Annotated in this window: 20 protein-coding genes; 15 read left to right on the forward strand and 5 right to left on the reverse strand. The window is 59.4% G+C overall.

Annotated features, from left to right (window positions below):
• Positions 1-134 precede the first annotated feature (134 nt).
• The 4 genes from truA to dedD all read left to right on the forward strand — a co-directional run bounded on the left by truA (position 135) and on the right by dedD (position 4,148).
• Positions 135-944: a tRNA pseudouridine(38-40) synthase TruA gene (truA, locus tag Aeroheme_RS08255; protein ID WP_171276364.1), complete on the forward strand. Its 810-nt coding sequence runs from the start codon at positions 135-137 to the stop codon at positions 942-944.
• 118 nt (positions 945-1,062) lie between these two features.
• Positions 1,063-1,926: an acetyl-CoA carboxylase, carboxyltransferase subunit beta gene (gene accD, locus Aeroheme_RS08260; RefSeq protein WP_025327347.1), complete on the forward strand. Its 864-nt coding sequence runs from the start codon at positions 1,063-1,065 to the stop codon at positions 1,924-1,926.
• 2 nt (positions 1,927-1,928) lie between these two features.
• Positions 1,929-3,185 carry a bifunctional tetrahydrofolate synthase/dihydrofolate synthase gene (folC, locus tag Aeroheme_RS08265; protein ID WP_411167057.1) on the forward strand — a complete coding sequence of 419 codons (1,257 nt, stop codon included), beginning with the start codon at positions 1,929-1,931 and terminating at the stop codon, positions 3,183-3,185.
• A gap of 177 nt (positions 3,186-3,362) precedes the next feature.
• Entirely contained in the window at positions 3,363-4,148 is a 786-nt protein-coding gene (gene dedD, locus Aeroheme_RS08270; RefSeq protein ID WP_163148642.1) for a cell division protein DedD, read from the forward strand.
• 113 nt (positions 4,149-4,261) lie between these two features.
• Here the strand turns inward: dedD and Aeroheme_RS08275 are convergent, their stop codons facing one another.
• The 4 genes from Aeroheme_RS08275 to Aeroheme_RS08290 form a co-directional block, all read right to left on the reverse strand.
• On the reverse strand, positions 4,262-4,618 hold the full coding sequence (locus Aeroheme_RS08275; protein ID WP_043132186.1) for a TusE/DsrC/DsvC family sulfur relay protein: 357 nt from the start codon (positions 4,616-4,618) through the stop codon (positions 4,262-4,264).
• Between the two features lie 154 nt (positions 4,619-4,772).
• Positions 4,773-6,908: a YccS family putative transporter gene (yccS, locus tag Aeroheme_RS08280; RefSeq protein WP_411167058.1), complete on the reverse strand. Its 2,136-nt coding sequence runs from the start codon at positions 6,906-6,908 to the stop codon at positions 4,773-4,775.
• Positions 6,909-7,157: 249 nt separating this feature from the next.
• Positions 7,158-7,814 (reverse strand): Bax inhibitor-1/YccA family protein, encoded by a 657-nt coding sequence (locus Aeroheme_RS08285; RefSeq protein ID WP_111911540.1) that lies wholly within the window; start codon positions 7,812-7,814, stop codon positions 7,158-7,160.
• A gap of 342 nt (positions 7,815-8,156) precedes the next feature.
• Complete coding sequence (locus tag Aeroheme_RS08290) at positions 8,157-8,441, reverse strand: hypothetical protein (protein ID WP_411167059.1); 285 nt, start codon at positions 8,439-8,441, stop codon at positions 8,157-8,159.
• Between the two features lie 9 nt (positions 8,442-8,450).
• Here Aeroheme_RS08290 and Aeroheme_RS08295 point away from each other — a divergent pair, with 9 nt between their 5' ends.
• The 11 genes from Aeroheme_RS08295 (at position 8,451) to Aeroheme_RS08345 (ending at position 21,807) form a co-directional block, all read left to right on the forward strand.
• Positions 8,451-8,792 (forward strand): hypothetical protein, encoded by a 342-nt coding sequence (locus Aeroheme_RS08295; RefSeq protein WP_411167060.1) that lies wholly within the window; start codon positions 8,451-8,453, stop codon positions 8,790-8,792.
• Positions 8,793-9,929: 1,137 nt separating this feature from the next.
• A complete protein-coding gene (locus Aeroheme_RS08300) occupies positions 9,930-10,427 on the forward strand; it encodes a transcription termination/antitermination NusG family protein (protein WP_411167061.1) in 498 nt (165 codons plus the stop codon).
• Between the two features lie 91 nt (positions 10,428-10,518).
• Positions 10,519-10,809, forward strand: coding sequence for a FaeA/PapI family transcriptional regulator (locus tag Aeroheme_RS08305; RefSeq protein WP_411167062.1), 291 nt, complete (start codon positions 10,519-10,521; stop codon positions 10,807-10,809).
• 332 nt (positions 10,810-11,141) lie between these two features.
• The gene (locus Aeroheme_RS08310) at positions 11,142-11,696 is read left to right on the forward strand and encodes a fimbrial protein (RefSeq protein WP_290029643.1); all 555 of its coding nucleotides are present in this window, start codon (positions 11,142-11,144) and stop codon (positions 11,694-11,696) included.
• A gap of 373 nt (positions 11,697-12,069) precedes the next feature.
• The gene (locus Aeroheme_RS08315; protein WP_111911534.1) at positions 12,070-12,564 is read left to right on the forward strand and encodes a fimbrial protein; all 495 of its coding nucleotides are present in this window, start codon (positions 12,070-12,072) and stop codon (positions 12,562-12,564) included.
• Between the two features lie 9 nt (positions 12,565-12,573).
• Positions 12,574-13,266: a molecular chaperone gene (locus Aeroheme_RS08320; RefSeq protein ID WP_411167063.1), complete on the forward strand. Its 693-nt coding sequence runs from the start codon at positions 12,574-12,576 to the stop codon at positions 13,264-13,266.
• Between the two features lie 12 nt (positions 13,267-13,278).
• Complete coding sequence (locus tag Aeroheme_RS08325; protein ID WP_411167064.1) at positions 13,279-15,840, forward strand: fimbrial biogenesis usher protein; 2,562 nt, start codon at positions 13,279-13,281, stop codon at positions 15,838-15,840.
• A 179-nt stretch (positions 15,841-16,019) separates the two neighbouring features.
• Positions 16,020-17,018 carry a fimbrial protein gene (locus Aeroheme_RS08330; RefSeq protein WP_411167065.1) on the forward strand — a complete coding sequence of 333 codons (999 nt, stop codon included), beginning with the start codon at positions 16,020-16,022 and terminating at the stop codon, positions 17,016-17,018.
• A gap of 10 nt (positions 17,019-17,028) precedes the next feature.
• Positions 17,029-17,550, forward strand: a complete 522-nt coding sequence (locus tag Aeroheme_RS08335) for a fimbrial protein (RefSeq protein WP_106886499.1) — start codon at positions 17,029-17,031, stop codon at positions 17,548-17,550.
• Between the two features lie 275 nt (positions 17,551-17,825).
• The gene (locus tag Aeroheme_RS08340; RefSeq protein WP_411167066.1) at positions 17,826-21,185 is read left to right on the forward strand and encodes an Ig-like domain-containing protein; all 3,360 of its coding nucleotides are present in this window, start codon (positions 17,826-17,828) and stop codon (positions 21,183-21,185) included.
• Between the two features lie 367 nt (positions 21,186-21,552).
• The gene (locus Aeroheme_RS08345) at positions 21,553-21,807 is read left to right on the forward strand and encodes a DUF6719 family protein (RefSeq protein ID WP_411167067.1); all 255 of its coding nucleotides are present in this window, start codon (positions 21,553-21,555) and stop codon (positions 21,805-21,807) included.
• 108 nt (positions 21,808-21,915) lie between these two features.
• On the opposite strand, the gene prpF is transcribed toward Aeroheme_RS08345, so the two are convergent.
• Entirely contained in the window at positions 21,916-23,118 is a 1,203-nt protein-coding gene (gene prpF / locus Aeroheme_RS08350) for a 2-methylaconitate cis-trans isomerase PrpF (RefSeq protein ID WP_411167068.1), read from the reverse strand.
• Between the last annotated feature and the right edge of the window lie 71 nt (positions 23,119-23,189).

Genomic DNA, 23,189 nt, shown 5'->3' on the forward strand with positions numbered 1-23,189 from the left:
TGATGAACACAGAGGGCAGCCCGCGGGCTGCCCTCTTTCATTTTGGTCGCCGGTACGAACTGGGACTTTTGGGCCCAAGGGCGTATAATCCGGCCCGTTTCTTTCATCCCTTCCCCACAAGACAAGATTCATCCATGCGAATTGCCCTAGGTATTGAATACGACGGCAGCCGGTACTTCGGCTGGCAGCGTCAGCGCGAAGTGATCAGCGTGCAGGCCGAACTGGAAAAAGCCCTCAGCCGCATCGCCAACCATCCCGTCTCCATCCAGTGCGCCGGCCGTACCGATGCCGGGGTGCACGCCACCGGTCAGGTGATCCACTTCGATACCGAGGCGAACCGCGCCGAGGGCGCCTGGACCCTGGGGCTCAACTCCAACCTGCCCCCTGACATCGCCGTGCGCTGGGTCAAGGAGGTGGACGAGAGCTTCCACGCCCGCTTCAGCGCCACCGCCCGTCGCTACCGTTATGTCATCTACAACCATAACTTCCGCCCGGCCATTCTCGGCAGCGGCGTCAGCCACTACCACGAGACCATAGACGCCGAGCTGATGCACCAGGCGGGCCAGAGCCTGCTCGGGGAGCACGACTTCAGCACTTTCCGCGCCATCGCCTGCCAGTCCAACACCCCCTGGCGCAATGTGACCCACCTGTGCGTCAGCCGCTCCGGCCCCTACATAGTGCTCGACATCAAGGCCAACGCCTTCCTGCACCACATGGTGCGCAACATCACCGGCTCCCTGCTGCTGGTGGGGCAGGGCCTCAAACCGGTGGAGTGGATAGCCGAGGTGCTGGCGGCAAAGGATCGCAATCTGGCGGGGCCGACCGCCAAGGCGGGGGGGCTCTATCTGGTGGACGTGGATTACCCGGCAGAGTTTGGCCTGCCGCAGTTGCCGCTCGGCCCGCTGTGGCTGCCGGACTCGGCACCGGGTACGACCAGTTTTTAGTAACTGGGCCCGAAAATTTGTGGTTTAATGATCCGTCATTTATTGCCATCGAGCCGTAAGTCATTGAACAATCAAGGCCCGATGCGTTTTGTCAGGCACAAAAGCATTAAGGAATTCCATGAGCTGGCTTGAGAAGATCCTTCCCAAGAGCAAGATCACTACACCGCGTCGTCACAACATTCCGGAAGGGGTGTGGACCAAGTGTACCGCTTGCGAACAGGTGCTCTACCGGGCAGAACTGGAGCGCAATCTCGAAGTGTGCCCCAAGTGTGATCATCATATGCGGATCAGCGCCCGCGCCCGCCTCGAGAGCTTCCTCGACGAGCAGGGCCGCACCGAAGTCGGTGCCGAGCTGGAGCCGCAGGACATCTTGAAATTCAAGGATTCCAAGCGCTACAAGGATCGTTTGTCTGCCGCTCAGAAAGAGACGGGAGAAAAAGATGCGCTGGTGGTGATGAAGGGGACCCTCAAGGGGGTGCCGGTCGTCGCCTGTTCATTCGAGTTCTCCTTCATCGGTGGCTCCATGTCCTCCGTGGTCGGTGCCCGCTTCGTGCGCGCCGTCGAGGAGTGCATCAAGGAAGGCCGCGGCCTGGTCTGCTTCTCCACCTCCGGTGGGGCGCGGATGCAGGAAGCGCTCTTCTCCCTGATGCAGATGGCCAAGACCAGTGCGGCGCTCGATCGCCTCACCAAGGCGGGCCTGCCCTTCATCTCTGTGCTGACCGACCCCACCATGGGGGGCGTCTCCGCCAGTCTGGCCATGCTGGGTGACATCAACGTGGGCGAGCCCAAGGCGCTGATCGGCTTCGCCGGTCCCCGCGTCATCGAGCAGACAGTGCGCGAGAAGCTGCCGGAAGGCTTCCAGCGCTCCGAGTTCCTGCTGGAGAAGGGCGCCATCGATCTCATCATCGACAGGCGCGAAATGCGCAACCGTCTGGCCGGCCTGCTGGCCAAGCTGATGAACACTCAGGTCATCGAAGACTGAACATGAGTTCGCACATGCAACAATCTCAAAGCCGGTCGCTGGTCGACTGGCTTTCTTATTTGGAACAGATCCACCCGGTCAATATCGACATGGGGCTGGAGCGGGTCGGCGCCGTCGCCCGGCGCATGGGTCTCACCCGGTTGCCGTTCAAGGTGATCACTGTGGCGGGCACCAACGGCAAGGGCTCCTCCTGTGCCATGGCCGCCAGCATACTGATGGCCGCCGGTTACAAGGTAGGGGTCTACTCCTCGCCGCACCTGCTGCGCTTTACCGAGCGGGTGCGTATCGACGGGGCCGAGCTCTCTGACAGCGAGCACTGCGCCGCCTTTGCCGAGGTGGAAGCCGCTCGCGGCGAGATAGCGCTCACCTTCTTCGAGTTCGCCACCCTGGCGGGCCTGTGGCTCTTCTGCCGCGCCGCCCCCGATGTGCTGCTGCTGGAAGTGGGGCTGGGCGGCCGGCTCGACGCCACCAATGTGGTGGAGTCCGATGTGGCCATGATTACCTCCATTGCGCTCGATCACTGCGACTGGCTCGGGGATACCCGAGAAGCTGTGGCGGTGGAAAAAGCCGGCGTCTACCGCGCAGGCAAACCTGCCATCAGCGGCGAGCCCAATCCCCCAGCGACCATAGCCTCAGAGGCGCAGCGCCTCGGTGCCTGTCTGCGTCAGGTCGGCCGCGACTTCCACGGCGATGAGCAGGATTCCGGTTGGGATTACCACGGTCTGAACCACTGGCTGGGGCTGCCCAAACCGGCCCTGCCGCTGATGAACGCGGTGACCGTGCTGGCGGCGCTGGAATCCCTCGGTTTGCCATTGGCGGAGTCCGCGATCCGTGAAGGGCTGGCCAATGCCCGGCTGGCGGGGCGGATGCAGCGGCTGCAAGACGAGCCGCTGGTCATCGTCGATGTGGCCCACAATCCCCATTCGGCGGCCTATCTGGCAGCTCAATTGCGCAAGATGCCCTGTACCGGCGTGCGCCGCGCCGTGGTCGGCATGCTGAAAGACAAGGACATGGCGGGGTCGCTCGCCGAACTCGATGGCCTCATCGACCAGTGGTTCCTGGCAAGCCTCACAGGCCCGCGCGCCGCCACTGCAGAGCAGCTTGCGGTTGCCCTCGGGGACGGGCAGGGCCCGGCGGCGACCTTTGACGGCGTGAGCGCGGCTTATCGGGCTGCCCTGGTCGCATCGAGTCCTGATGATATGGTCATCGTCTTTGGTTCGTTTTACACTGTCGCCGACGTGCTGGCGGCGAGCGCCTGAGCTGCCCGACCTGCTCTTCGCATCGTCGATGTCTGCAAGATTGCAGTTGAGTTTAAGTAACATGGGTGGAAATTAACTTGGCTGCGAGGTTGCAAAACAGCATGGCTGCTGGGGACCGTTCATCGTGGATGTCCGCAAGATTGCAGTTGAGTTTAAGTAACATGGGTGGAAATTAACTTGGCTTCGAAGTTTCAAAACAGATTAGTGGGGACCGTCATCCTGGTCGCCCTGGTTGTCATCTTTCTGCCGGACCTGATGGACGGCAACAAGCTGGAGCAGAAGGAAGAGGCGTTTGCCAAGATCCCGCTGCGCCCTGAGCTTGAGCCCGCCAAGCCCGCCTTGCAGGTCTCTGCCGCCAGCACCCTGCCGGCCGATCACCTAGCGAGCCAGCAGCAGGCCTCTGCCGCCACCCAGTGGCAGGTAGAAGAGATTGGGGATACGGTGACCCTGGCCGCCAATCAGGCCTCTGCTGCCGCCCAGGCACAACCAGCGACCCAGGTTGCGGCCAAGCCTGAGCCCAAACCCGTGCCCAAGCCCGAGGTGGTGGCCAAGAAACCGGTGGAGCAACCCAAGCCCAAGCCGGTGCCCCCCAAGCCGGTCGAGGTGAAGAAGCCGGTGGAGAGCAAGCCGCAGGTGGGTCAGATCAAGTCCATGGACGATCTAATCGCGAGCAAGATGACGACCCAGGCGGCGACCCCGGCACCCGCGGCGGCAGCCCCGGCCCAGGGCAGCTGGATCCTGCAGCTTGGCGCCTTCAAGAATGCTGACAGCGTCAATGCCCTGGTGGGCAAGTTGAGGGCGGCCGGCTACTCGGCCCAGACCTCGCCGAGAACCCCGGTGCAGGGGCAGATCAACCGGGTCTTTATCGGGCCGGATGTCTCCAAGGCCAAGCTGCAGGGCATGCAGAGCAGGATAAGCCAGATGACGGGGCTGAGCGGCTCAGTGGTGGCCTACAACCCCTAAGGCGGGTTTGACGAACGCCGAACAGAAAAATACCGCGCCTCATTTCACAGATGGGCGCGGTATTTTTTTGGCGCCCGTTCAGGGTCTCTCGTGGCGAGAGGCCGGGCGGGTTTTTAGATGCACTTCACCGGCTTGGGCAGGCCGGCAATCTTGGTGGCCTGCTTGGCAGGCCCCTCGGGGAACAGCTTGTAGAGATAGCGGCTGTTGCCCTTCTCGGGGCCGTATTGCTTCTCCATCGCCTTGACCAGGGCGCGGATGGCGGGGGAGGTGTTGAACTCCAGATAGAAGGCCCGCACGAAGCGCACCACTTCCCAGTGCGGCTCCTCCAGCACTATGCCCTCCTGCTCGGCCAATACCAGCGCCAGCGCTTCACTCCACTCTTCGCTGTGGCGCAGATAGCCCTTGGCATCGGTCTCGATGAGTTGGCCGTTGAAATGCAGCTGATGGTGTTCGGACGGGTGCTCGGACATGGAGGCTCCTCGGGCTGTCGGGATTGGGCGGGCATGGTAGCGCCTTGATCTTCGGCGAGCAACCGGCCAAGGCGCGCCAAGGCACAGAATTCACCAGGCGGGGCCGTCGCCCCGCCTGGTGAGCGCTATCTGGACTGCTGTCTTCCTTCACCCCTCAGGCGTTGCCTTGCCGGGTGAGCAGTTGGCCGTCGTTGGCCAGCATCAGCAGTTCATCCGCCAGCTGGCTGATGAGATTGAGCTGCTGGGTCAGCATCAGCTGCTCCTCGCTGCTGTCCGGGGCTATGGCCGGACATGATCCTTCGAGCTGGGCCGGCATCTCCCCCGCCAGATGGCCGGCGGCCCGCTCCAGGGTATGGCTGATGTGGCGGCTGATCTCGTCAAGGCCCTCAATGGGCTCCAGCCTGTCCCGATGGGCCCCGAGGGCCGAGATGTAGGAGAGCAGGGCGTGGTTGCGCCAGGTGAGGGTGAAGCAGAGATCGAGGAAGCGGCGGCGCTTGCTCGGCTCCACCAGCATGCTCTGCCAGGCCATGGCCAGCTCGCTGTCGGCTAGGTGGGCACACTTGCGGGCCACCCGGTAGTCGAGGGACTCGTCGCGCTGGCGGTGCAGGCTGGCGAGCACAGCCGACAGGTAGCGGGCATTGGCGGAGAGGGAGTTGGCAATCAGGGTCGGCAGCCGCTTGTATTGCCAGTCCGGCCAGAGCCAGGCCACCAGGGCGTAGGAGAGCAAACAACCGAGCAGGGTATCGAGCAGGCGTGGTCCCAGGATGGCGAAGCCGATGCCGTCCAGCAGGTTGAACGCCATCAGCACATAGAGGGTGATGAAGCAGACGGCGGCGCTGTAGTTGCTGCGCACCTGGGTGAAGAACAGGAAGGCGGCCAGCCCCATGATCCCCAGTTGCAGGTGCAGCTCGGGGAAGAGCCAGAGCACGGGCACGCCTATCAATATGCCGGCGAAGGTACCGAGCATCCGCTGTACCAGACGGCGTCGGGTGGCGCTGTAGCTCGGCTGACAGACGAACAGCACCGTCAGCAGTATCCAGTAGCCCTTGTCCAGGCTGAAGGCCTGCAAGATGCCGTAACCCACCACCAGGCCCAGCGACAGCCGCAGGGCGTGGCGAAACACCATGGAGTTCGGGGTCAGGTGCTGTTTTAGCAGGGTCAGCAGCGGCAAGGAGGCAGGCCTCGCCAGGGGCGGCAGGCTGGCGGGAGGGGAGGCGGGGTTTTGCAGCTCCTCGGCACTGGCCAGCAGCTCGTTGATGCTGGAGAGGTTGCGGCGAAGGAACTTCATCGGCGTCAGCAGGGTCTTGGGATAGTGCTGCTTGAGATGGGTGAACTCCAGCTGATCGCCAAGGGCCTCCAGGGTCCAGTGGATGCGCTTGTGATGGGCATAGGGCTTGTGCACCAGGATGGCGTAACCGAGCCGCTGACACGCCTCCGAGAGCTGCAGGAACACCTCCTGGAAGCCGTCCAGCACTATGCCCTGCTTGAGCTCTTCCTCCAGCTTGCTGTAGGGGTAGTGGCTGGAGGTGGCCCGCTCCTGGATCTCCAGCGCCAGCAGGTAGAGCCGCAGCAGGCCGGCGAGCTCGGGCGCCGCCTGATGGCGGGTGCTGAGGCGGGCATTGAGCGCCGTCTTGGTCAGGTTCAGGGCATTGACCAGGTTGATGTTGAGCTGGGCCAGGTTGTGGCGAATGGCCTGTGCGCCGTGCTCGTCCGCCGGGAAGAAGCGGGATTTTTCCAGCAGGTAGCGGCCGAGGGCGAAATAGCTCTGGGCGAGCTGCTCGTGCAGTGTCTTGTAGGGCAGCAGCCAGAGCCAGACCAGCGACACCAGTCCGTACCAGAGGGCGCCGGCACCGAGCGCCAGCGGCTGGTAGAAGAGATCCGGCGCCTTGGCGGCACCCAGCATGGTGTAGATGGCGATAAGCAGGGAGCCGAAGCTGATGGTGGCGTAGCGCTGCCCCAGCGCCCCCACCATCACGAAGATGAAGGTGGAGCCCGCGAGCCCAAGGGCAAACAGCCAGGGGGTGGGGAAGAGATACTGCACGCAGAGGGAGGCAAACAGGAAACAGACCAGCGTCATGGCGAGGTTCTTGACCCGGCCCCACAGGCTGTCATCTGTCTCGGCGATGGCCCCTGCCACTACCCCGAGGGAGAGCAGCACGGTGAGCTGGATGTCCCCTGTGACCAGGGCGAAGGCGAGCAGCCCCAGGATGGCCAGCAGCACCTTGAGAGCGAAGTAGATGTGGCTGTCGGTCAGCAGACGGCGCAATAAACCTGAGAAATCCATGGGCATGCTAGGCACCACCCTTGAGCGAAATGAAATGGATATGGCTGTCGGTCAGCAGGCGACGCAGCAAACTGGAGAAGTCCATGGGCATGGGATAGACGCAACCCTTGAGCGAAACGAAAGTGACAGCATAACTCGTCGGTAACGAAGTGGCCCTGATTTGGATCAGGGCCACTTTGCTTCATATCCTTGATTTGCAACTTATCCTGACAGAAACAGGAGCCAATAAAAACCCCGCCGAAGCGGGGTTTTTCATCAGTTGCGGTTGCCGCCAAGCAGGCTGAGCAGACTCAGGAAGATGTTGTAGATGGAGACATACAGGGTCACTGTGGCGGAGATGTAGTTGGTCTCGCCGCCGCGCACTATCTGCTGGGTGGTCAGCAGTATGGCGCCAGAGGAGAACAGCATGAACATGGCAGACAGGGCCAGGCTCAGGGCGCTCATCTGCAGGAAGATGTTGGCGACCATGGCCACCAGCAGCACCCAGAAACCGACGAACAGCATGCCGCCGATGAAGGAGAGGTCACGCTTGGTGGTCAGGGCATAGGCAGACAGCCCGAAGAAGGTGAGCGCCGTGCCGCCGAGCGCGGTCATCACTATCTCACCACCACCATTGTTCATGTACATGTTGATGATGGGGCCCAGGCTGTAGCCGAGCAGGCCGGTCAGGGCGAAGGTGAACACCAGCCCCATGCCGTTGTCACGGTTCTTCTCGGTCAGGAACATCAGACCATAGACACCGATGAGGAACACGGCCCAGTGCAGGGGCGGCATGTTCATCACGGTGGCGACCCCGGCCACCACGGCAGAGAAGCCAAGAGTGAGGGAGAGCAGCATATAGGTGTTGCGCAGCACCTTGTTGGTGTCACGCGCGGCACTCTGGGTGCCAGTGTAGATAGAACGGGTATCCATCTTGGTGTCCTCTTGATTTCCGGGGTGAGGCGGCAGATTCCGCTTCGTTAACGCATTGTATGCACTGAATGTGTGGATGACGAGCGCTGATTTCAAGCGCCCCCCAACTGTGTCGCCTCTACTATTCCAGAGCAAAGATGTATTGCGCATGAACAAGAGGATGAAGCAGCGCGAGCGGCAAGGGGCGGGTGGATGTACAGACCTTGGTGCCGGTTGGCTACGGCGGCGACTCAGTGTGTGCCCGCCCGTGCAGGGAGACCTGTCTGGGCGAATTGCCAAACAGCTTGCGAAACGCCGTGATGAAGTTCGCGACATGGCTGTAACCCGCGTGCTCGCGGCCTCCTACAGGGAGATGCTGCGCTTATCGAGCGGGACTATGGCACCGCCTCCGCAGCCCTGCTGGTGGGCCACTCCCTCGGCGGCCTGCTGACACTGGATGCGGTGGCCAGAGACAGCGGCCAGTTCCAGGGCTAGATCGCCATCGAGGCCAGCCTGTGGTTCGATTATCCGGCCAACTACCAGCGCATCGAGCGGGCCTTGCTTGCCCCGCTCAAGCACCCCGCCTCGCCGTTTGTCGCTGTAGCCAACAACCCCTTTACGTCGGGATTTGGTCGATCCGAGTTTCACCGGGATCAGTTGCGGCAGTTTGCCCGCAGCGTGGCGGCGCGCCCCGGTTACAACCTGCACGTCACCAGCCGCTACTTCGAGGAAGAAGACCACCACTCTGTCTATCACCTGGCGGTCTATCAGGGGTTGCAGCAGCTGTTTCGGGGCTACCGGCTGGATCTGACCCCGGGCCTCTTCAGCCGGCAGGCTGTCATCGCCCACTACGAGGCCCTGAACCGGCGGCTTGGCAGCCAGCTTCGCCCCCAGAAGGAGAGCCTGCTGACTATCAGGGAGAAGGGCGAGCGCTGGCCCCAGATGCAGATCTCCGTGGCCGAAGCCGACGCGCTGCTGGAACACTATTACGGGCAATGAGCAGGGGATGGGCAATCAATAAAGGTAATGAAGGCGGGCAGTTAAGGTGGAGAGTGGAGGCGAAGAGTGAAGGTGAAGAGTGGAGGCGGACAGCGACGCCCTGCGGGGTTGGGCCCGGCCATTTTCGGGTGGCCGTTTGCACGCAACCGGGCGCGGGATCCGGCCTTCTTGTCTTGTCGGATGGCGCCAGGGCAGGCGCCGCTTCACTCATAGACCCGGCCGAGGTTGTCCGGGCTTTGCTGTGTCCGCCGCTCCCCGCATAGGCCGCTTGGCCTGCTGCTCAGACAGACCCGCAAAGGGCCTTTTTCTTGTCGGCGCCCATCACCGAGGTGCAACCGACGTATATATGCAGAGCGATGAGGGTCCTGATCTCTCACGCCCAAGCCTCGCTTGATCGCCCAATCTCGCCTCCCCGATAACCCCCCATTGGATGTCGCCTGAAGCCGTTTTTAGTACGAGCCGCTGTATGGCGTCATGCAAGGAAGAAACTCGCCAGCCGGCCCCTGATATGGATGACAAGAACAGCCGCAAGCGATGGAGAAAGGAAAATGGGCGGTGGTGCAGGTTATTGAGTCTGTCGAACTAAGGCCTCAAATGCTCCCTCATTCTGAGGCGATATATTTTATTGGAAAAGTGTTATTTAAATGTAAATCAACAATAAACCAATCATTATATCCATGAGCCAGCTTCTGAATATCTTAATTTAAATTTCATTAAGTCAGAGTTCAGTTATTACTTATAAAAAAAGTTTTTTTTATGATCGCAAACTTTTTTTTGTCGGCCAATCTCGATCGAATATATCGAGGGATCGTTCCCATGAACGGATTATCTGTCGCCACTGATACTTCATTTGGATTTAATGCTGTTTTTAATGCCGCTGTGGTTTTTTGATCTGTGTTCTTGTCTTTTAATTCATCTATTTGATGGATATTATGTGGATGTCAGAGTTTAATGCTGTTTGCGAGTCTCGATTGGAGTTATTTAAATCGAGGTGAGGGCATGAATTGGAACTCTCATATTGTCACCGAATCCATGTCGTCTAGATTGTGCTCCCGGGTACGATTTTGGCGGAGCTTACCCCCTTGTTGCCGGTTTTCGGTGCGCATCCATCGATAATGGGTATGGGAATGAATCACTGTGGAACGATGGTATCTGGCCTGTCACAAGACAGGGAAACATAATGCACTCAGGGTTAAAGCATTTCTGGCACATCTGAATATTGAGGTGCTGATACCCCAGATTCGCATGCATCAGCCAAGGCTGGATCGCCCAGGTCAAATAAGGTCCGTTTGGGAGCCATTATTTCCCGGTTATCTCTTCATTCACTTCGATCCTGAGACACACCATACATCGAAAGTGTCGGCTTGCCCTGGCTTGAGCCACCTTGTGCGGTTTGCCGGGGTGATAAATCCTCTGCACGAGGCCGTGGTCGATGAGGTTCTGCAGTTGGTGTTGACGGTAAATGTGGAGGCAGACGAGTCGATAAAGCAGCTCGTGAGCCCTGAGCACCAGGCTCAAAGAGCATCAGCCTTGACGGAATCACAACGCAGGCAGATAAGGCGGGTGATAGAGGAAAAAAATGGGGTGACACGTTCGGCACTGTTTTATGCATTTGTCGAGGCGAGTCGATGCTGACCCTGGCAATTGAAGTTATATAGCTGATTAGGTGAGTCTGTATTTGATACCCAGAACATCAGCCATCAAGAACCTGGTAATCGAGAATATTGTGAAAAAGAGTGACGTCAAAAAACAGAAGATTTATGGTGCGTTGCTGGCGTTATGCCCTGCGGTGGAAGGAAATATACCGCCTTATGATGACTGGCCCAAGACGCGGGAAATTGCAGATGCGTGCAATGAGACCATCTATTCAGCGAGGCTCTACTTGCTGGCACTGGCAGATGAGGGGGCAGTTTATTGTTCATATCAAAACGTGAATAACTCCCTGCGCTGGTATCCTAGATTGTGCAAGGACGAACTGCCCGATATTGAGCCTGTCATTCTAACGCCACGAGCATGATCCATATATGACAGCATCCAATATGTGGATGCCGTGATGATGCCTCTACTTTCCATTATATGTTCATTCTCCCCCCGAGAGGGAGGCTTCTTGATGGTATTAATAACCTACTGCCGTGGTGCTGATTAATGGCGCCATGGAGCAAAACCATGATTACAAGTTAATAAAGCAAGATATATCAGGGAGATATATTTTTCAGGGTGACTTTTGTCAGTGACATAGACGTTTATTTACTGCTAGGTACTTGCCAGATGTATATCAATGCTCAGGATGTATTTTTCTGAGAGGTAAACTTTGGCGCTTATTAATTTACACATTCATTTGAGGTTTTTATGAAAAAGTCCCTGTTGGCCATGGCCGTTGTGCTCTCCTCTGGTATGAGCCTGAATGCATTCGCTGCCGAACCGGCGACAATCGTGACCGGTGGCACCGTCTATTTCAACGGTGAGGTTGTCAATGCGGCCTGCGCGGTGAGCTCCGACTCCCTGGATCAAACTGTTTATCTGGATCAGGTACGGACTGCCGCCTTTAACGGCGCGGCGGATGCGCCTGCAAATCAACCGGAAAATTTCGAAATCAAACTGGTTGATTGCGATACGAGTGTACAGGCCACGGCCGCAGTGTCATTCACGGGCACCACAGCCCCTGGCAAGACCTCTGTGCTGGCCAACTCGGCGGGGGCAGGTGCTGCACAAGGGGTGGGTCTGGTGCTGATGGGACCTGACAGCGAGGTGCTGGAGATCAATACCGGTGTACCCTCCAGCAAGGTGACCCTCGTAGATGGCACCACAGTCATACCGTTGTCGGTCGACTATATCTCCACCAGCACTGTGGTCACACCTGGCCCCGTCAGCAGCGTGGCCAATTTCAACGTGCATTACGAGTAAGGGAATTGGCTGGGTGGCTCCTTGTCGGAGCCACCCATTCCGTTATGTCCCAACGTTAGATTGCAGGTTGTCTCGGTATCGGGGGTCAGTCGTACAGGCACTTGCTGTCACGCAATGACACTCCTCTTTTTGTTTCCCTGCGGCACTTCCGTCGTCCGAGAAGGCAATGGGGTACTGGTATCACCGGCAGCCTTCTTGACTGATGAATGCCCATGGTCGGTTGACGGTCTGGGGTCGTGAGAGCAGGCAGCAGGGGATCCGGGTGCAGGAGTCGAGGCACCTTTTTGGTGAGTAGGGCTCTGCAATCTATTGGGTCTTCGCCTTGTTGTCGATCGTTTCGAAGGGGCCATCGGTGCTAAGAGCATTGCAAGGGATGTCGCTGTCCATTCTGGTCGCCATGACGCCATTGGGTGTCGCGGCAGAAGGGGGTAAGCGAGTACGAACTGCCGGCGATGTGAACCTTGAGGGGCGCGTCGTTTATTCAACCTGTGCCATTGGCGCACCCGAAACAGCGCAGCTGATATCGTGGCAAGAGGGGCGAATCACGTCCACAGAGTGGACCGATGCCAAGTTGTTTGATATTCGGCTGAGCGAATGCACCTCTGCGGTCAGTCAGAATGTGAGTGTCCGTTTTAGCGGTGTCGAGGATGAGGGCACAGATGATGTCGGGAGATCGAATGAGGTTGAAGAGGGGGCCTGGAATTGGTCCGATGGTCGGGTGGTCATTCAGGTTGCCCATGATCCAACACTCTTGCGTTTCGTAAATGGTCCCGTATTCCGGTTCCACTCCAAATTCAAATTTTTGGTGCCCATGTCCAGTGAGTCACCGGTCAGCGTTCCAGTATATTTTTTAGTCGCCTATCCTTGAGAGGTATTTATGATAGCGCACAAAAGCATGCATTCACTTTTTATAGGGGCTGCCCTCTATTTCATCAGCACTGCCATTCATGCGGGTGGTGTGGTGCTGGGTGCCACTCGCGTTATATATCCTCAAGGCAATAAACAGGTGTCGTTGGCCGTGACCAACACCGATGAGAAGGCGCTTTTTTTGATTCAGTCCTGGTTCACGGATAGTGAGGGGAAAAAAAGCAATGACTTTGTGGTCACGCCACCATTGTTTAAATTGATGCCGAAAAAAGAGAACACCTTAAGAATTATTTATGTGGGGGCAAATCCGCTGCCCACCGATCGTGAAAGTGTTTATTATCTCAATGCCAAGGCCATCCCTGCTGTTTCAGAAGCAGCTCAGAATAGTAATACCCTGCAAATCGCCACCCAGAGTGTCATCAAGTTGTTTTATCGACCCCAAGGGCTGGCCGTGCCACCGATAGAGGCGCCCGCCATGCTGCGTTGCAATCTCGAGGGCAGCATGCTGACGGTTCGCAACCCGTCGCCCTATTTTGTCACCATGGTCAATCTGCAGGTAGGAAAGACAAGAATCGCCAACATGATGGTCCCACCATTGGCGACTGAGCGTGTCGACGTCGACAACTTGACGGGGGATGTGACATTTCAATCAATCAATGATTACGGTTCTCAAACCAAGCCGTCCATTTGCCCTAAATCGTAATGGATGCAAGCCATGTCGTATTCGAAGTCACTGGCCGTATTATTGGCGGGATGGGGCCTGCTCTCTGATGCTCAGGCCGATGTCCAGTTTAATCCTGCATTCTTGTCAGGTGATCCGTCCTCGGTGGCGGATCTGGCTGCATTTGAACAAAACGAACAGCTACCGGGAACCTACCGGGTCGATATATTTCTGAACGATCAGTTTGTGGATACCAGAGATGTGGTGTTCGCCGTCAGCACATCCAAAAAGGATGGCGATGGTTTGCGGCCAGTGCTCTCCGTCGATGATCTGGTTGCCTTCGGCGTCGATGCGCAAGCGCTGTCAGAGGGGCAGCCCGCCGTGGGGGAGGAGATGGCCGGGCCTGTCGATATTCGGGAGCTGATCCCCGGGGCCGATTATGTCTTCTACTTTGAGCGTTTGCGGCTCGATGTGAGTATTCCGCAGGCTGCCATGAGTCGGCGCGTGCTGGGTGAAGTCTCGGAAGAGCTGTGGGATGAAGGTATCAACGCGCTGATGCTGAACTACATGTTCAGTGGCAGCAACAGCGTCGGCAAGGAAGATATAGGTGATGACAGCTTTGTTGCACTCAACACCGGTATCAATATGGGGGCGTGGCGTTTTAGAAATTACTCGACCTGGAACAAGGGTGATGAATCGAGCGAATTGCAGAGTGTGAGCAATCATATTACGCGGGCCATCATCCCATTGAAGAGTGAACTCGTCATAGGTGATAGCAGCACCCTGTCCGACATATTTGACAGCGTGGGTTTTCGTGGCGTGCAGCTGGCATCAGATGAACAGATGTACCCCAGCAGCTTGCAGGGATATGCACCCACGGTACATGGCATTGCGAAAAGCAATGCCAGCGTCACCATCAAGCAGAATGGCTATGTGATTTACCAGACCCATGTTCCTCCGGGCCCATTTCTGATTGAGGATCTGTTTGCGACCTCGGCCAACGGCGACCTTGATGTGGAAGTGAAGGAGAATGATGGCAGCATCAGCCATTATGTTGTGCCTTTTGCATCCATTCCAACCTTGCTCCGTGAAGGTCGGGTGAAATATGACGTGACGGTAGGGAAATATCGTTCTGGCAGCGACATGCAGGAGGAGCCTGAGTTTATTCAGGGATCCCTCGCCATGGGGGTTCAGGAAACGGTGACGCTCTTTGGCGGAACACAATTGTCGTCGGATTATTACTCCTTTGCGGTGGGGATTGGCAAAAACATGGGGGACTTCGGTGCCATCTCGGCCGAGTTATCCTATGCGAATACGGTACTGCCGGATGAAAGCGAGACACAAGGACAATCCTTCAGCCTGCTTTATGCCAAATCACTGGTGGACCTTGGCACTGATGTGCAGCTACTGGGGGCCCATTATTCTACGCAGGGATATTACACCTTCGCCGATAGCACCTATAAGTCCATGTCTGGTGATCTGGATGACGGTAATAATGAGTCGGACGATTCCGGCCATGATGATGAGCCAGTCAGCCGCTATGACCTCAATTATGCCAAGCGCGGCAGGTTGGAGGGCAGCATATCCCAGCAGATAGGGGATGCCGAGTCGGTCTATTTGAGTGCGCGAGTGCAAAATTATTGGGAGACCGATGAAGAGGACAGATATCTGCAACTCGGTTATTCCGGTGTGTGGAAAGACATCACTTACTCACTTGCATACAGCTATAACCAGAGCGCCTTTGAACCTGAGGAAGACAAGGTCATCTCGCTGAATATCTCCCTCCCCGTCGGGCGATGGCTGGCAACCTCGGATGATTACGCCTCTGCCTACGCTGATTATGGTGTCAGCTACGATGCGGATGGACGGACGACGAACCGGATTGGGCTGAGCGGGACCGCTTTGGAAAATAAGAACCTGAATTACAGCGTTCAGCAGGGATATACCAACCAGGACGTGGGATCCAGTGGCAATGCACAGATCCAGTATCAAGGCGCCAGAGGCGATATTGAGCTCGGATATAACTACAGCGAGGACAAGCAGCAGGTGACCTATGGCGGAACTGGCGGTGTTGTGGTGCATGCGGGCGGCGTGACCTTCAGCCAGCCACTTGGCAACACCAATATTCTGGTGGCGGCACCGGGTGCCGAGGGGGTCGAGATTGAGAACACCATAGGCACTGTCACCGACACCGATGGCTATGCCGTCATCCCTTATGCCTCTAGCTATCGCCTGAACCGCGTCGCGCTGGATGTGAATTCGTTGCAGGACGACGTGGAGGTGGATGAAGCCGTCGCCATGGTGGTGCCGACCGATGGCGCCCTGGTGCGTGCAACGCTTGAGACCAGGAAAGGGATCAGAGCGCTGTTTGCGCTGACTTTCGATGGCAACCCCGTTCCCTTTGGCGCGCGTGTTGTCAGCGAGCAGGAGGGCGTATCGGGCATTGTGAGTGAGGAGGGGGTGGTGTACCTGGCTGGTCTGGCTCCCACAGGATCCCTGGATATCCGATGGGGTGCCGGGCAGGATCAGCGCTGCGGGGCCGATTACCTGCTGCCGGAACCGGCGAAGCAGGCACCCATCACCCGGTTAGCCATAGCCTGTCATCAGAATAAATAGACGCATCGTCAGTGTTTCTCCTGAATGCTTGATAAATATTCCTGTTATTTAAATGAAAGGTGTGAGTAATGAGGGTGTGCCAATATTTTTCAGGTGACCAGTGGGCCTATATGGATGGCAAGAGTGCCGTCACCAGGTTGATACGTTTGGCCATGGTTTCTGGAATATGGGGAGGCATGATGGCGAATGTATTTCATGTATCCGCCGTCTCGGCCAAGACATATCTGGGGCCACCCAGTGGTCAAATAACCATAACGGCACCAGAGAATAATACCGAGGCTTATCTGGTGGCGAATGCCGGATTGACAGCCGCCAATGTCTGCCACCCAAGTGATCCCACGATTGATGACAGAGAGGGGAGTTTTTTCAGCTACACCGCGGCCACGGCCAATACCGTCGAATTTAATGGAAAAGTACATACCCTCATGTCAACGGGTAATCCCTATTTCGGGGTCATAGTCCCGACCAGAGATACCTCAGCCCCAGACAGTGATGCCGTTCCCCTTGCCTTGACGTTCACGACCTGGTATCCGACTCCCAACGCCACGCGGGTACCTGGCGCAGGGGCGATTGATGCAAGATTTCGTTATGTCTTGTATGCCATGCCCGGTGAGTTGCCTGCAGGCAGTTATGTGATCCCGCAAATGGAGGCGTTTCTGGGGATTGATTGCCAAGATGAGGAAGGGAGGACATATCAGGATCGCGTCGGGCAGCGGGCCTTTACTGTCAATGTCGCCGCCCGGGGGTGCGACGTGACCTCTCCGGCGCATACCTACATCGACTTCGGCGAGCTGAGTTCCCGTGATTTCTCTGCCGTTGGCAGCACCACCAGCACTATCCCCACCATGATCAGCTTGCAGTGCGATCCCAATGTCGAGATCAACTTCACACTCTCGGATCAGACCAACCCGAGCAACAGAACCGGCATCGTAGAGCTGACTGCCGACAGTACCGCCCGTGGGTTGGGGGTTCAAGTGGTCAATCCAGGGAGCGGCAAGTTCTATTCGCTGGGGCCCGATGACGCCAGCAACCATGGCATCAATCAAGTCTGGCTGGGGCAGAGTGGTCCCCAGGGTGGCACATTCAACTTCCCCCTTGGCTTTCGCTATATCCGGACCGGGGAGATGACGGCCGGTACGGCGACGGCCCTCGTGGGTGTCACTTTATCCTATCAATGAGGCGAGCGTGATGAACAGCAAGATAGCCGCGAGCATCGGCCTTGCCTTGTGCGGCGCCGTCTTCTTCGCCGGGGCGGCGGATGTGACTATTGAGGTGCGCGCTACCCTGATCCAGCCGGGTTGCGTCATCAACAACAATGCGGCCGAAATCGTGGACTTCGGCACCTTCCCGTCCAGCAGCATCAGACTGGGGGCGCCCCCCTCTCAACCTGGCTTGATCCAGACGGTTTCTATGCCCATCAGCTGTGTGGACATGGGCACAGGAGTGACGCTGAGTGTCAACGCGGCGGCCTCTGCGGAAAACCCCGCGCTGATAGAGACCGGCAAGGCGGGGCTGGGGGTGGCTCTCTCGACCCAGAGTGACGTGGCCGACAGCGGCGACTGGATAGTGCCCAATACCGGAAAACTGTCGGTGCCTCTGCTCAACGGGGAGGGGACAGTGCTCTTCTATGCGGCCCCTGTGGGTACAGGCGCCCTGCCACAACCCGGGGTGTTCAGCGCCCAGGCCGTCTTGAATGTGGAATACCCATAACCCGGTGGCTGCCCGGATCCGGCCAGAGGAATCCTGGCGATGGCGCGCCCTCTGATGGTCTCTGTCTGACCCCATGCCCGCGTTGGCAGCCACAGCTCGCCCTGCTAGATATCCAGGTGAATCCGGCTCTCTCGTTTTCATGTGCCCTTGTGATGACCTGATCCCGGTGATTCTGGCTGGCCTCTGCTGGGTCGCAATAGGGCGCTTGCCCAGCCGCAAAAACGACAGGGCAGGGGGGCAAGGTATACAAGTTGAACAGCTTATTAGGACATACGATGAAACAACTATTCATGTGGATATGCGCGTCCATGGCGGCCTTGTTGCTGACCGCCTGTGGCGGGGGAGATGAGGACTCGTCATCACAGCCGGAGTCCGGGAGCGGCGCGACGGCCATAGTCTCGCTGCAGGTAACCCCGCCCCAGGGACGCATACCTGTGGCGCTGGAGCTGCAATATGTGGCGCAGGCGCTGATGAGCGATGGCAAGGTGCAGGATGTGACGGCGCTCGGCGATCTTCAGTGGCGCAGCAGCGACAGCGCCATCGCGACCATCACGAGCACAGGGCTGGCGACCGGAGTGGCGCCGGGCAAGGTCACCATCACGGCGTCAGGAGTGGGGGCCAATGGCACTCCTGTCGAGGCGAGGGCGCAGCTGGAGGTCAGCAATGCCCAGGCCATAGGGCTGCAGGTGGCGCCCCCTGCCACCCTGGTGGCGTCGGGCTTGAGCAAGCGCTTTACCGCCACCCTGCAGCTCTCCGACGGTACCACCCTGGATGTGACCCCTGAGGTGAGCTGGGCCAGTGATGATGCGGGCACCGCCACAGTCGCGCAAGGGTTGGCGACCGGGATAGGGTCGGGCGTGGCCAGCCTGAGTGCGAGCGGTCTCTTCCAGGGCAAGAGCGTCAGTAGCGCGGCGCAGCTCACGGTGAGCGACGCCACAGTCACCGCCTTGCAGGTGACCCCGGCAGCGAGCACGACGGCGATCGGCCTGGCACAGCCTCTGATCGCCACCGCTGTGCTCTCAGATGGCACCAGTCAGGTGGTGACGGACATAGTGAGCTGGAGCAGTGGTGACAGCGCCACCGCCACCGTCAGCAATGAGCAGGATCTCTGGGGGCTGGCGAAGGGGGTGAGTGCCGGCACCACGACCATCACGGCCGTTGGCACCTTCAATGGTCAGCCCATCGCTGGCTCGGCTCAGTTGAAGGTGAGCGATGCCACAGTGACAGCACTGCAGCTGACCCCCCCCAGCCTGAGGGCGCCGATAGGTTTGCCCCAGCAGTACAGCGCAACCGCCATGCTGTCCGATGGCAGCAGCCAGCCTGTGCTGGATGCCAGCTGGAGCAGCAGCGATCCCGGCATGGCTACCATCAGTGCCGCCGGCCTGGCCACGGGGGCCCGGGCCGGTAGCGCCACCCTCAGCGCCAGCACCAGGGTCAACGGCCAGCTCTTGAGCGGTCACGCGCAGCTGACCGTGACCGACGCGACCGTGACCGCCTTGCAGGTGACCCCGGCCAGGGGCTCGGTATCTATTGGCACTAGCCAGCGTTATGAAGCCACGGCCCTGATGTCGGACGGCACCAGTTTGCCGATGTCCGACAGCGCCAGTTGGGTGAGCGACCCCCTTGTTGCCACCCTCGATGGAAGCCATGCCACCGGGACGGGGGTGGGCACCACAGACATCAGTGCCACCGCCGTCGTCAATGGCGTGTCCGTCAGCAACAGCGCCTCCCTGACGGTGAGCGGCGCCAAGGTGACCAGCCTGGAGGTGAGCCCGGGCATCGAGACGGTGTCGACGGGCCTGAGCAAGCCGTTCACTGTGCGCGCCTGGATGTCGGATGGCTCCAGCCAGGAGCTGACCGGCAACGACAATATCAGCTGGAGCAGCGACGACAGCGGCGTCGCCACCGTCGATGGCAGCACCGGGGTGGCAACCGGGGTGGCGCAGGGCTCGGCCTACATCAGCGCGGCGGGCAGCATCAATGGCCAGTTTCTGAGTGACAGCGCCTCACTGGCGGTGGGCGACGCCGCCGTGATGGGGGTGATTGTTACACCGGATCCGGCCACTGTGCCGGTTGGGCTCAGCATGCAGCTCACCGCGACCGCCCAGCTGTCCGACAACAGCACTCAGGACATCACAGACACCGCCAGCTGGGGCAGCGACGCCACCGGGGTAGCCACCGTCATCGGCGGACTGACGACCGGCGTCAGCGTGGGTGGCGCCAATATTACGGCCACCGATAGCGCCAGCGGTCAGTCCGGCAGCGCGGCCCTGAATGTGACCAATGCCGTCATGACAGAGCTGGCCGTGACCCCTGAGAGCGCCACTGTCGCGGTGGGGCAGAGCCAACAGTTTGGCGCCACGGCGACCCTGTCCGATGGCAGCAGCCAGGATATGACCAGCTCGGTCAGCTGGAGCAGCGGCGATCTCGCCGTCGCCTCCATCGGCAGCAACACCGGCCTGGCGACCGGGGTGGCGGTGGGCAGCAGCACCATCACGGCGATGACGCTGGATGGCTCCTCGCTTAGCGACACGGCCGAGCTGACGGTGACGGGGGCCGGTTGTGCCACGGATACTCTGGTCGATGGGGCAGGCAAGACCTGGACCTGTCCGCTGACCCAGTCGAAGGCCGATGCCGAGGGTATTGCTTACGGTATGACCTATAGCGAGAACGGCATTATCTATGCCCTGTTGAATTGGCCGCAGGCAGACGCCTACTGCACCGGCCTGGGGGATGGGTATTACCTGCCGAGCCAGAATGAGTTGCAGGGACTGTACGACGAGTTTGGTAGCCTGGAAAACCATGCGGGCTGGCCGGGCGAGAGAGCCTACTGGTCGTCGACCATGGGGACTAATGCGGGCTCCCACTATCGCTTCTATTTGGGGAATGGCACCAGCGGTGGTACGGCACACGATGCCAACAACTACGATAACGTGACCTGTGCTAAGTTGCCTCCGACAACGGTCTCCCTGGTCGTGACGCCGGCTGATAGCTCGTTCCTGATAGGGGAAACCAAGCAGTTCACCGCCATGGCTACTCTGTCCGATGGGAGCGTCGTGGATGCGAGTGCCAGCGTCGCCTGGAGCAGCGGCAACAGCGCCATTGCCACCATCAATGGCGACGGCCTGGCCACGGGGATTGCTGGTGGTGCCACCACCATTGCTGCGACGATGCAGGATAGTTCAGGGGTCAGTGCCACTACGCAGCTAACCGTGTATTACCCCCTGCCAGCTTATGGTACTGGCTGTGTTATAGGCATATTGGTCGACAGTTTTGGTGCCGAATGGACTTGTCCGCCGCTGCAAAGCGAGGTGGATGCCGCGGGGATCCCATATGACGGCACAATTAAACACAATGGAAAGACCTACGTCACGATGACATGGCCTAACGGAAACAACTATTGCACTTACCTGGGGCAAGGTTTTCGCCTGCCAACCCTGGCTGAGTACCAGGGACTCTTTGCGGAGTTCGGTGACTTGTCGATAGCTGCCGGTTGGCCGACTAGCTCCTATCACTGGACGGGCGATTATAGCAGTGGCAGCAATCACTATGCGTTCAGCACTATGTATGGCGGCCATAGTTCGATTCCCGACGCTTACTACCATTTTGTGTCGTGCCGGCGGGCAGCAGAGTAATTTGTGCTGGTGACCAACGCTCACCCTCAAGCGCAGGGGGCATGGCGAGGAGGGATAGCGAGTCTGGCGGCAGCCGGCGTGCGGACAGCCTGGGTATATGGGCTGTCCGCCTCGGTGCCATAACGGTGTCAGCCGCAGATCCTGACAGGATGTGACAGGTAGCATCCTGCTTGTCTGCCTTTATGACGTAATGGAGTACAAAGCCCGAGTGACCCTGTCACTTGGGCTTTTTTTGTTGTGTCTGGATCCGTCGGTGCGCCGCCCGGGGAGGCTATCGGGCAGCCATGAAGGGTGACTACACTGCCTGGGTCGGTACTAGGGGATGCACAGCTTGGTGCAGCTCCTGCCGCACACAGGGGAGTGGTCTATGGCTGTCATATGGAAGAGCGCGCTGTTGTCAGGGGGGTTGCTGCTGGTGGGCCTGGTGTCGGGGTGCACCTATTTCGCGCCGACCCCCATCAGCTATCTGAGTCAGGATCCCGCGCCGGGCAAGCTCCCTTATGGGAAGCTTGCCTATGTGGACGACGGCCAATGCCCGGATGGTCAGGTGAAGCGGCTGATCGGTGGCGATGCGAAGAAGAGCATACCGCGCCATGTGGAGTGCGTGCCGCGCCCGAAATAACGGGTGGATAAGCAGGGGAGGTCAGCCCCCAATACGAAGGTCACCACAAGAAGGCCCGGGCAATTGCCCGGGCCTTTTCATTTCGGTGGTGTGCAGGCTTGCTGCTGGTTAGAAGGCATCCCCAGGCACCCGCACCCAGCCCTCCATCAGGATGCGGGCGGAGCGGGACATGACCGCCTTGGTGACCGTCCACTCGCCATTCACCTGCCGCGCCTCTGCCCCCACCCGCAGGGTGCCGGACGGATGGCCGAAGCGCACCGCCTCGCGCTCGCCGCCACCGGCGGCCAGGTTCACCAGGGTGCCGGGGATGGCCGCCGCTGTGCCTATGGCCACGGCGCAGGTGCCCATCATGGCGTGGTGCAGCTTGCCCATGGAGAGGGCCCGCACCAGCAGGTCGATCTCGTTCGCCTGCACCTGTTTGCCGCTGGAGGTGCGGTACTCCCTGGCCGGCGCGACGAAGGCGATTTTGGGGGTGTGCTGGCGGGTGGCCGCCTCCTCCGGCGTCTTGATGAGCCCCATGCGCAGGGCGCCGGCGATGCGGATCTGCTCGAAGCGCGCCAGTGCCTCTGGGTCGCCGTTGATCGCCTCGCGCAGCTCGGTGCCCTGATAACCGATCTCCTCGGCATTGACGAAGACGGTGGGGATGCCGGCGCTGATCATTGTGGCCTTGATGTTTCCTATGCCTGGCACCTCGAGATCGTCGATGAGGTTGCCGGTGGGGAAGAGGGCGCCGCCCTCCTCGCCATCGTCGGACGGATCGAGAAACTCCAGCACGATTTCGGCGGCGGGGAAGCTGACCCCGTCCAGCTCGAAGTCACCGGTCTCCTGCACCTGACCGTTGCTCACCTGCACATGGGCCATGATGGTCTTGCCGATATTGGCCTGCCAGACTCGCACCACGCAGGTGCCGTCTTGGGGAATGCGGGCCGGATCCACCAGCCCCGCATGGATGGCGAAGGCGCCGGCCGCGGTGGAGAGATTGCCGCAGTTGCCACTCCAGTCCACGAACGGCTTGTCGATGGCGATCTGGCCGTAGAGGTAGTCCACGTCGTGATCGGGCTGCTGGCTTTTGGAGAGGATCACGCACTTGGAGGTGGAGGAGGTAGCACCCCCCATGCCGTCCATGTGGGCAGAGTAGGGATCAGGGCTGCCGATGACGCGCATGAAGAGCGCATCGCGGGCCGGGCCCGGCACCTGGCAGTGTTCTGGCAGATCGCCTAAGCGAAAGAAGACGCCCTTGCTGGTGCCGCCGCGCATATAGGTGGCCGGGATCCTGACTTGAGGTGTGTGAGTCGAAGAGAGTGGGGCCATGAATCTTGTCCTGAAAAGAGTGACGGTTCCTTCTTCCTCGGGGAGAAGGTGCCCTAAGGGCGGATGAGGGG

Origin of the sequence: Aeromonas sp. DSM 116730 (genome assembly GCF_046581335.1) — a bacterium.
Classification (GTDB): Bacteria; Pseudomonadota; Gammaproteobacteria; order Enterobacterales; family Aeromonadaceae; genus Aeromonas; species Aeromonas rivipollensis.

What these genes read in the sequence shown, in the direction of transcription:
- truA (WP_171276364.1), top strand. Translation starts at nt 135, where the DNA reads ATGCGAATTGCCCTAGGTATTGAATACGACGGCAGCCGGTACTTCGGC.
- accD (WP_025327347.1), top strand. Translation starts at nt 1,063, where the DNA reads ATGAGCTGGCTTGAGAAGATCCTTCCCAAGAGCAAGATCACTACACCG.
- folC (WP_411167057.1), top strand. Translation starts at nt 1,929, where the DNA reads ATGAGTTCGCACATGCAACAATCTCAAAGCCGGTCGCTGGTCGACTGG.
- Aeroheme_RS08275 (WP_043132186.1), bottom strand. Translation starts at nt 4,618, where the DNA reads ATGTCCGAGCACCCGTCCGAACACCATCAGCTGCATTTCAACGGCCAA.
- yccS (WP_411167058.1), bottom strand. Translation starts at nt 6,908, where the DNA reads ATGCCCATGGATTTCTCAGGTTTATTGCGCCGTCTGCTGACCGACAGC.
- Aeroheme_RS08285 (WP_111911540.1), bottom strand. Translation starts at nt 7,814, where the DNA reads ATGGATACCCGTTCTATCTACACTGGCACCCAGAGTGCCGCGCGTGAC.
- Aeroheme_RS08310 (WP_290029643.1), top strand. Translation starts at nt 11,142, where the DNA reads ATGAAAAAGTCCCTGTTGGCCATGGCCGTTGTGCTCTCCTCTGGTATG.
- Aeroheme_RS08315 (WP_111911534.1), top strand. Translation starts at nt 12,070, where the DNA reads ATGTCGCTGTCCATTCTGGTCGCCATGACGCCATTGGGTGTCGCGGCA.
- Aeroheme_RS08320 (WP_411167063.1), top strand. Translation starts at nt 12,574, where the DNA reads ATGATAGCGCACAAAAGCATGCATTCACTTTTTATAGGGGCTGCCCTC.
- Aeroheme_RS08325 (WP_411167064.1), top strand. Translation starts at nt 13,279, where the DNA reads ATGTCGTATTCGAAGTCACTGGCCGTATTATTGGCGGGATGGGGCCTG.
- Aeroheme_RS08330 (WP_411167065.1), top strand. Translation starts at nt 16,020, where the DNA reads ATGGCGAATGTATTTCATGTATCCGCCGTCTCGGCCAAGACATATCTG.
- Aeroheme_RS08335 (WP_106886499.1), top strand. Translation starts at nt 17,029, where the DNA reads ATGAACAGCAAGATAGCCGCGAGCATCGGCCTTGCCTTGTGCGGCGCC.
- Aeroheme_RS08340 (WP_411167066.1), top strand. Translation starts at nt 17,826, where the DNA reads ATGAAACAACTATTCATGTGGATATGCGCGTCCATGGCGGCCTTGTTG.
- Aeroheme_RS08345 (WP_411167067.1), top strand. Translation starts at nt 21,553, where the DNA reads ATGGCTGTCATATGGAAGAGCGCGCTGTTGTCAGGGGGGTTGCTGCTG.
- prpF (WP_411167068.1), bottom strand. Translation starts at nt 23,118, where the DNA reads ATGGCCCCACTCTCTTCGACTCACACACCTCAAGTCAGGATCCCGGCC.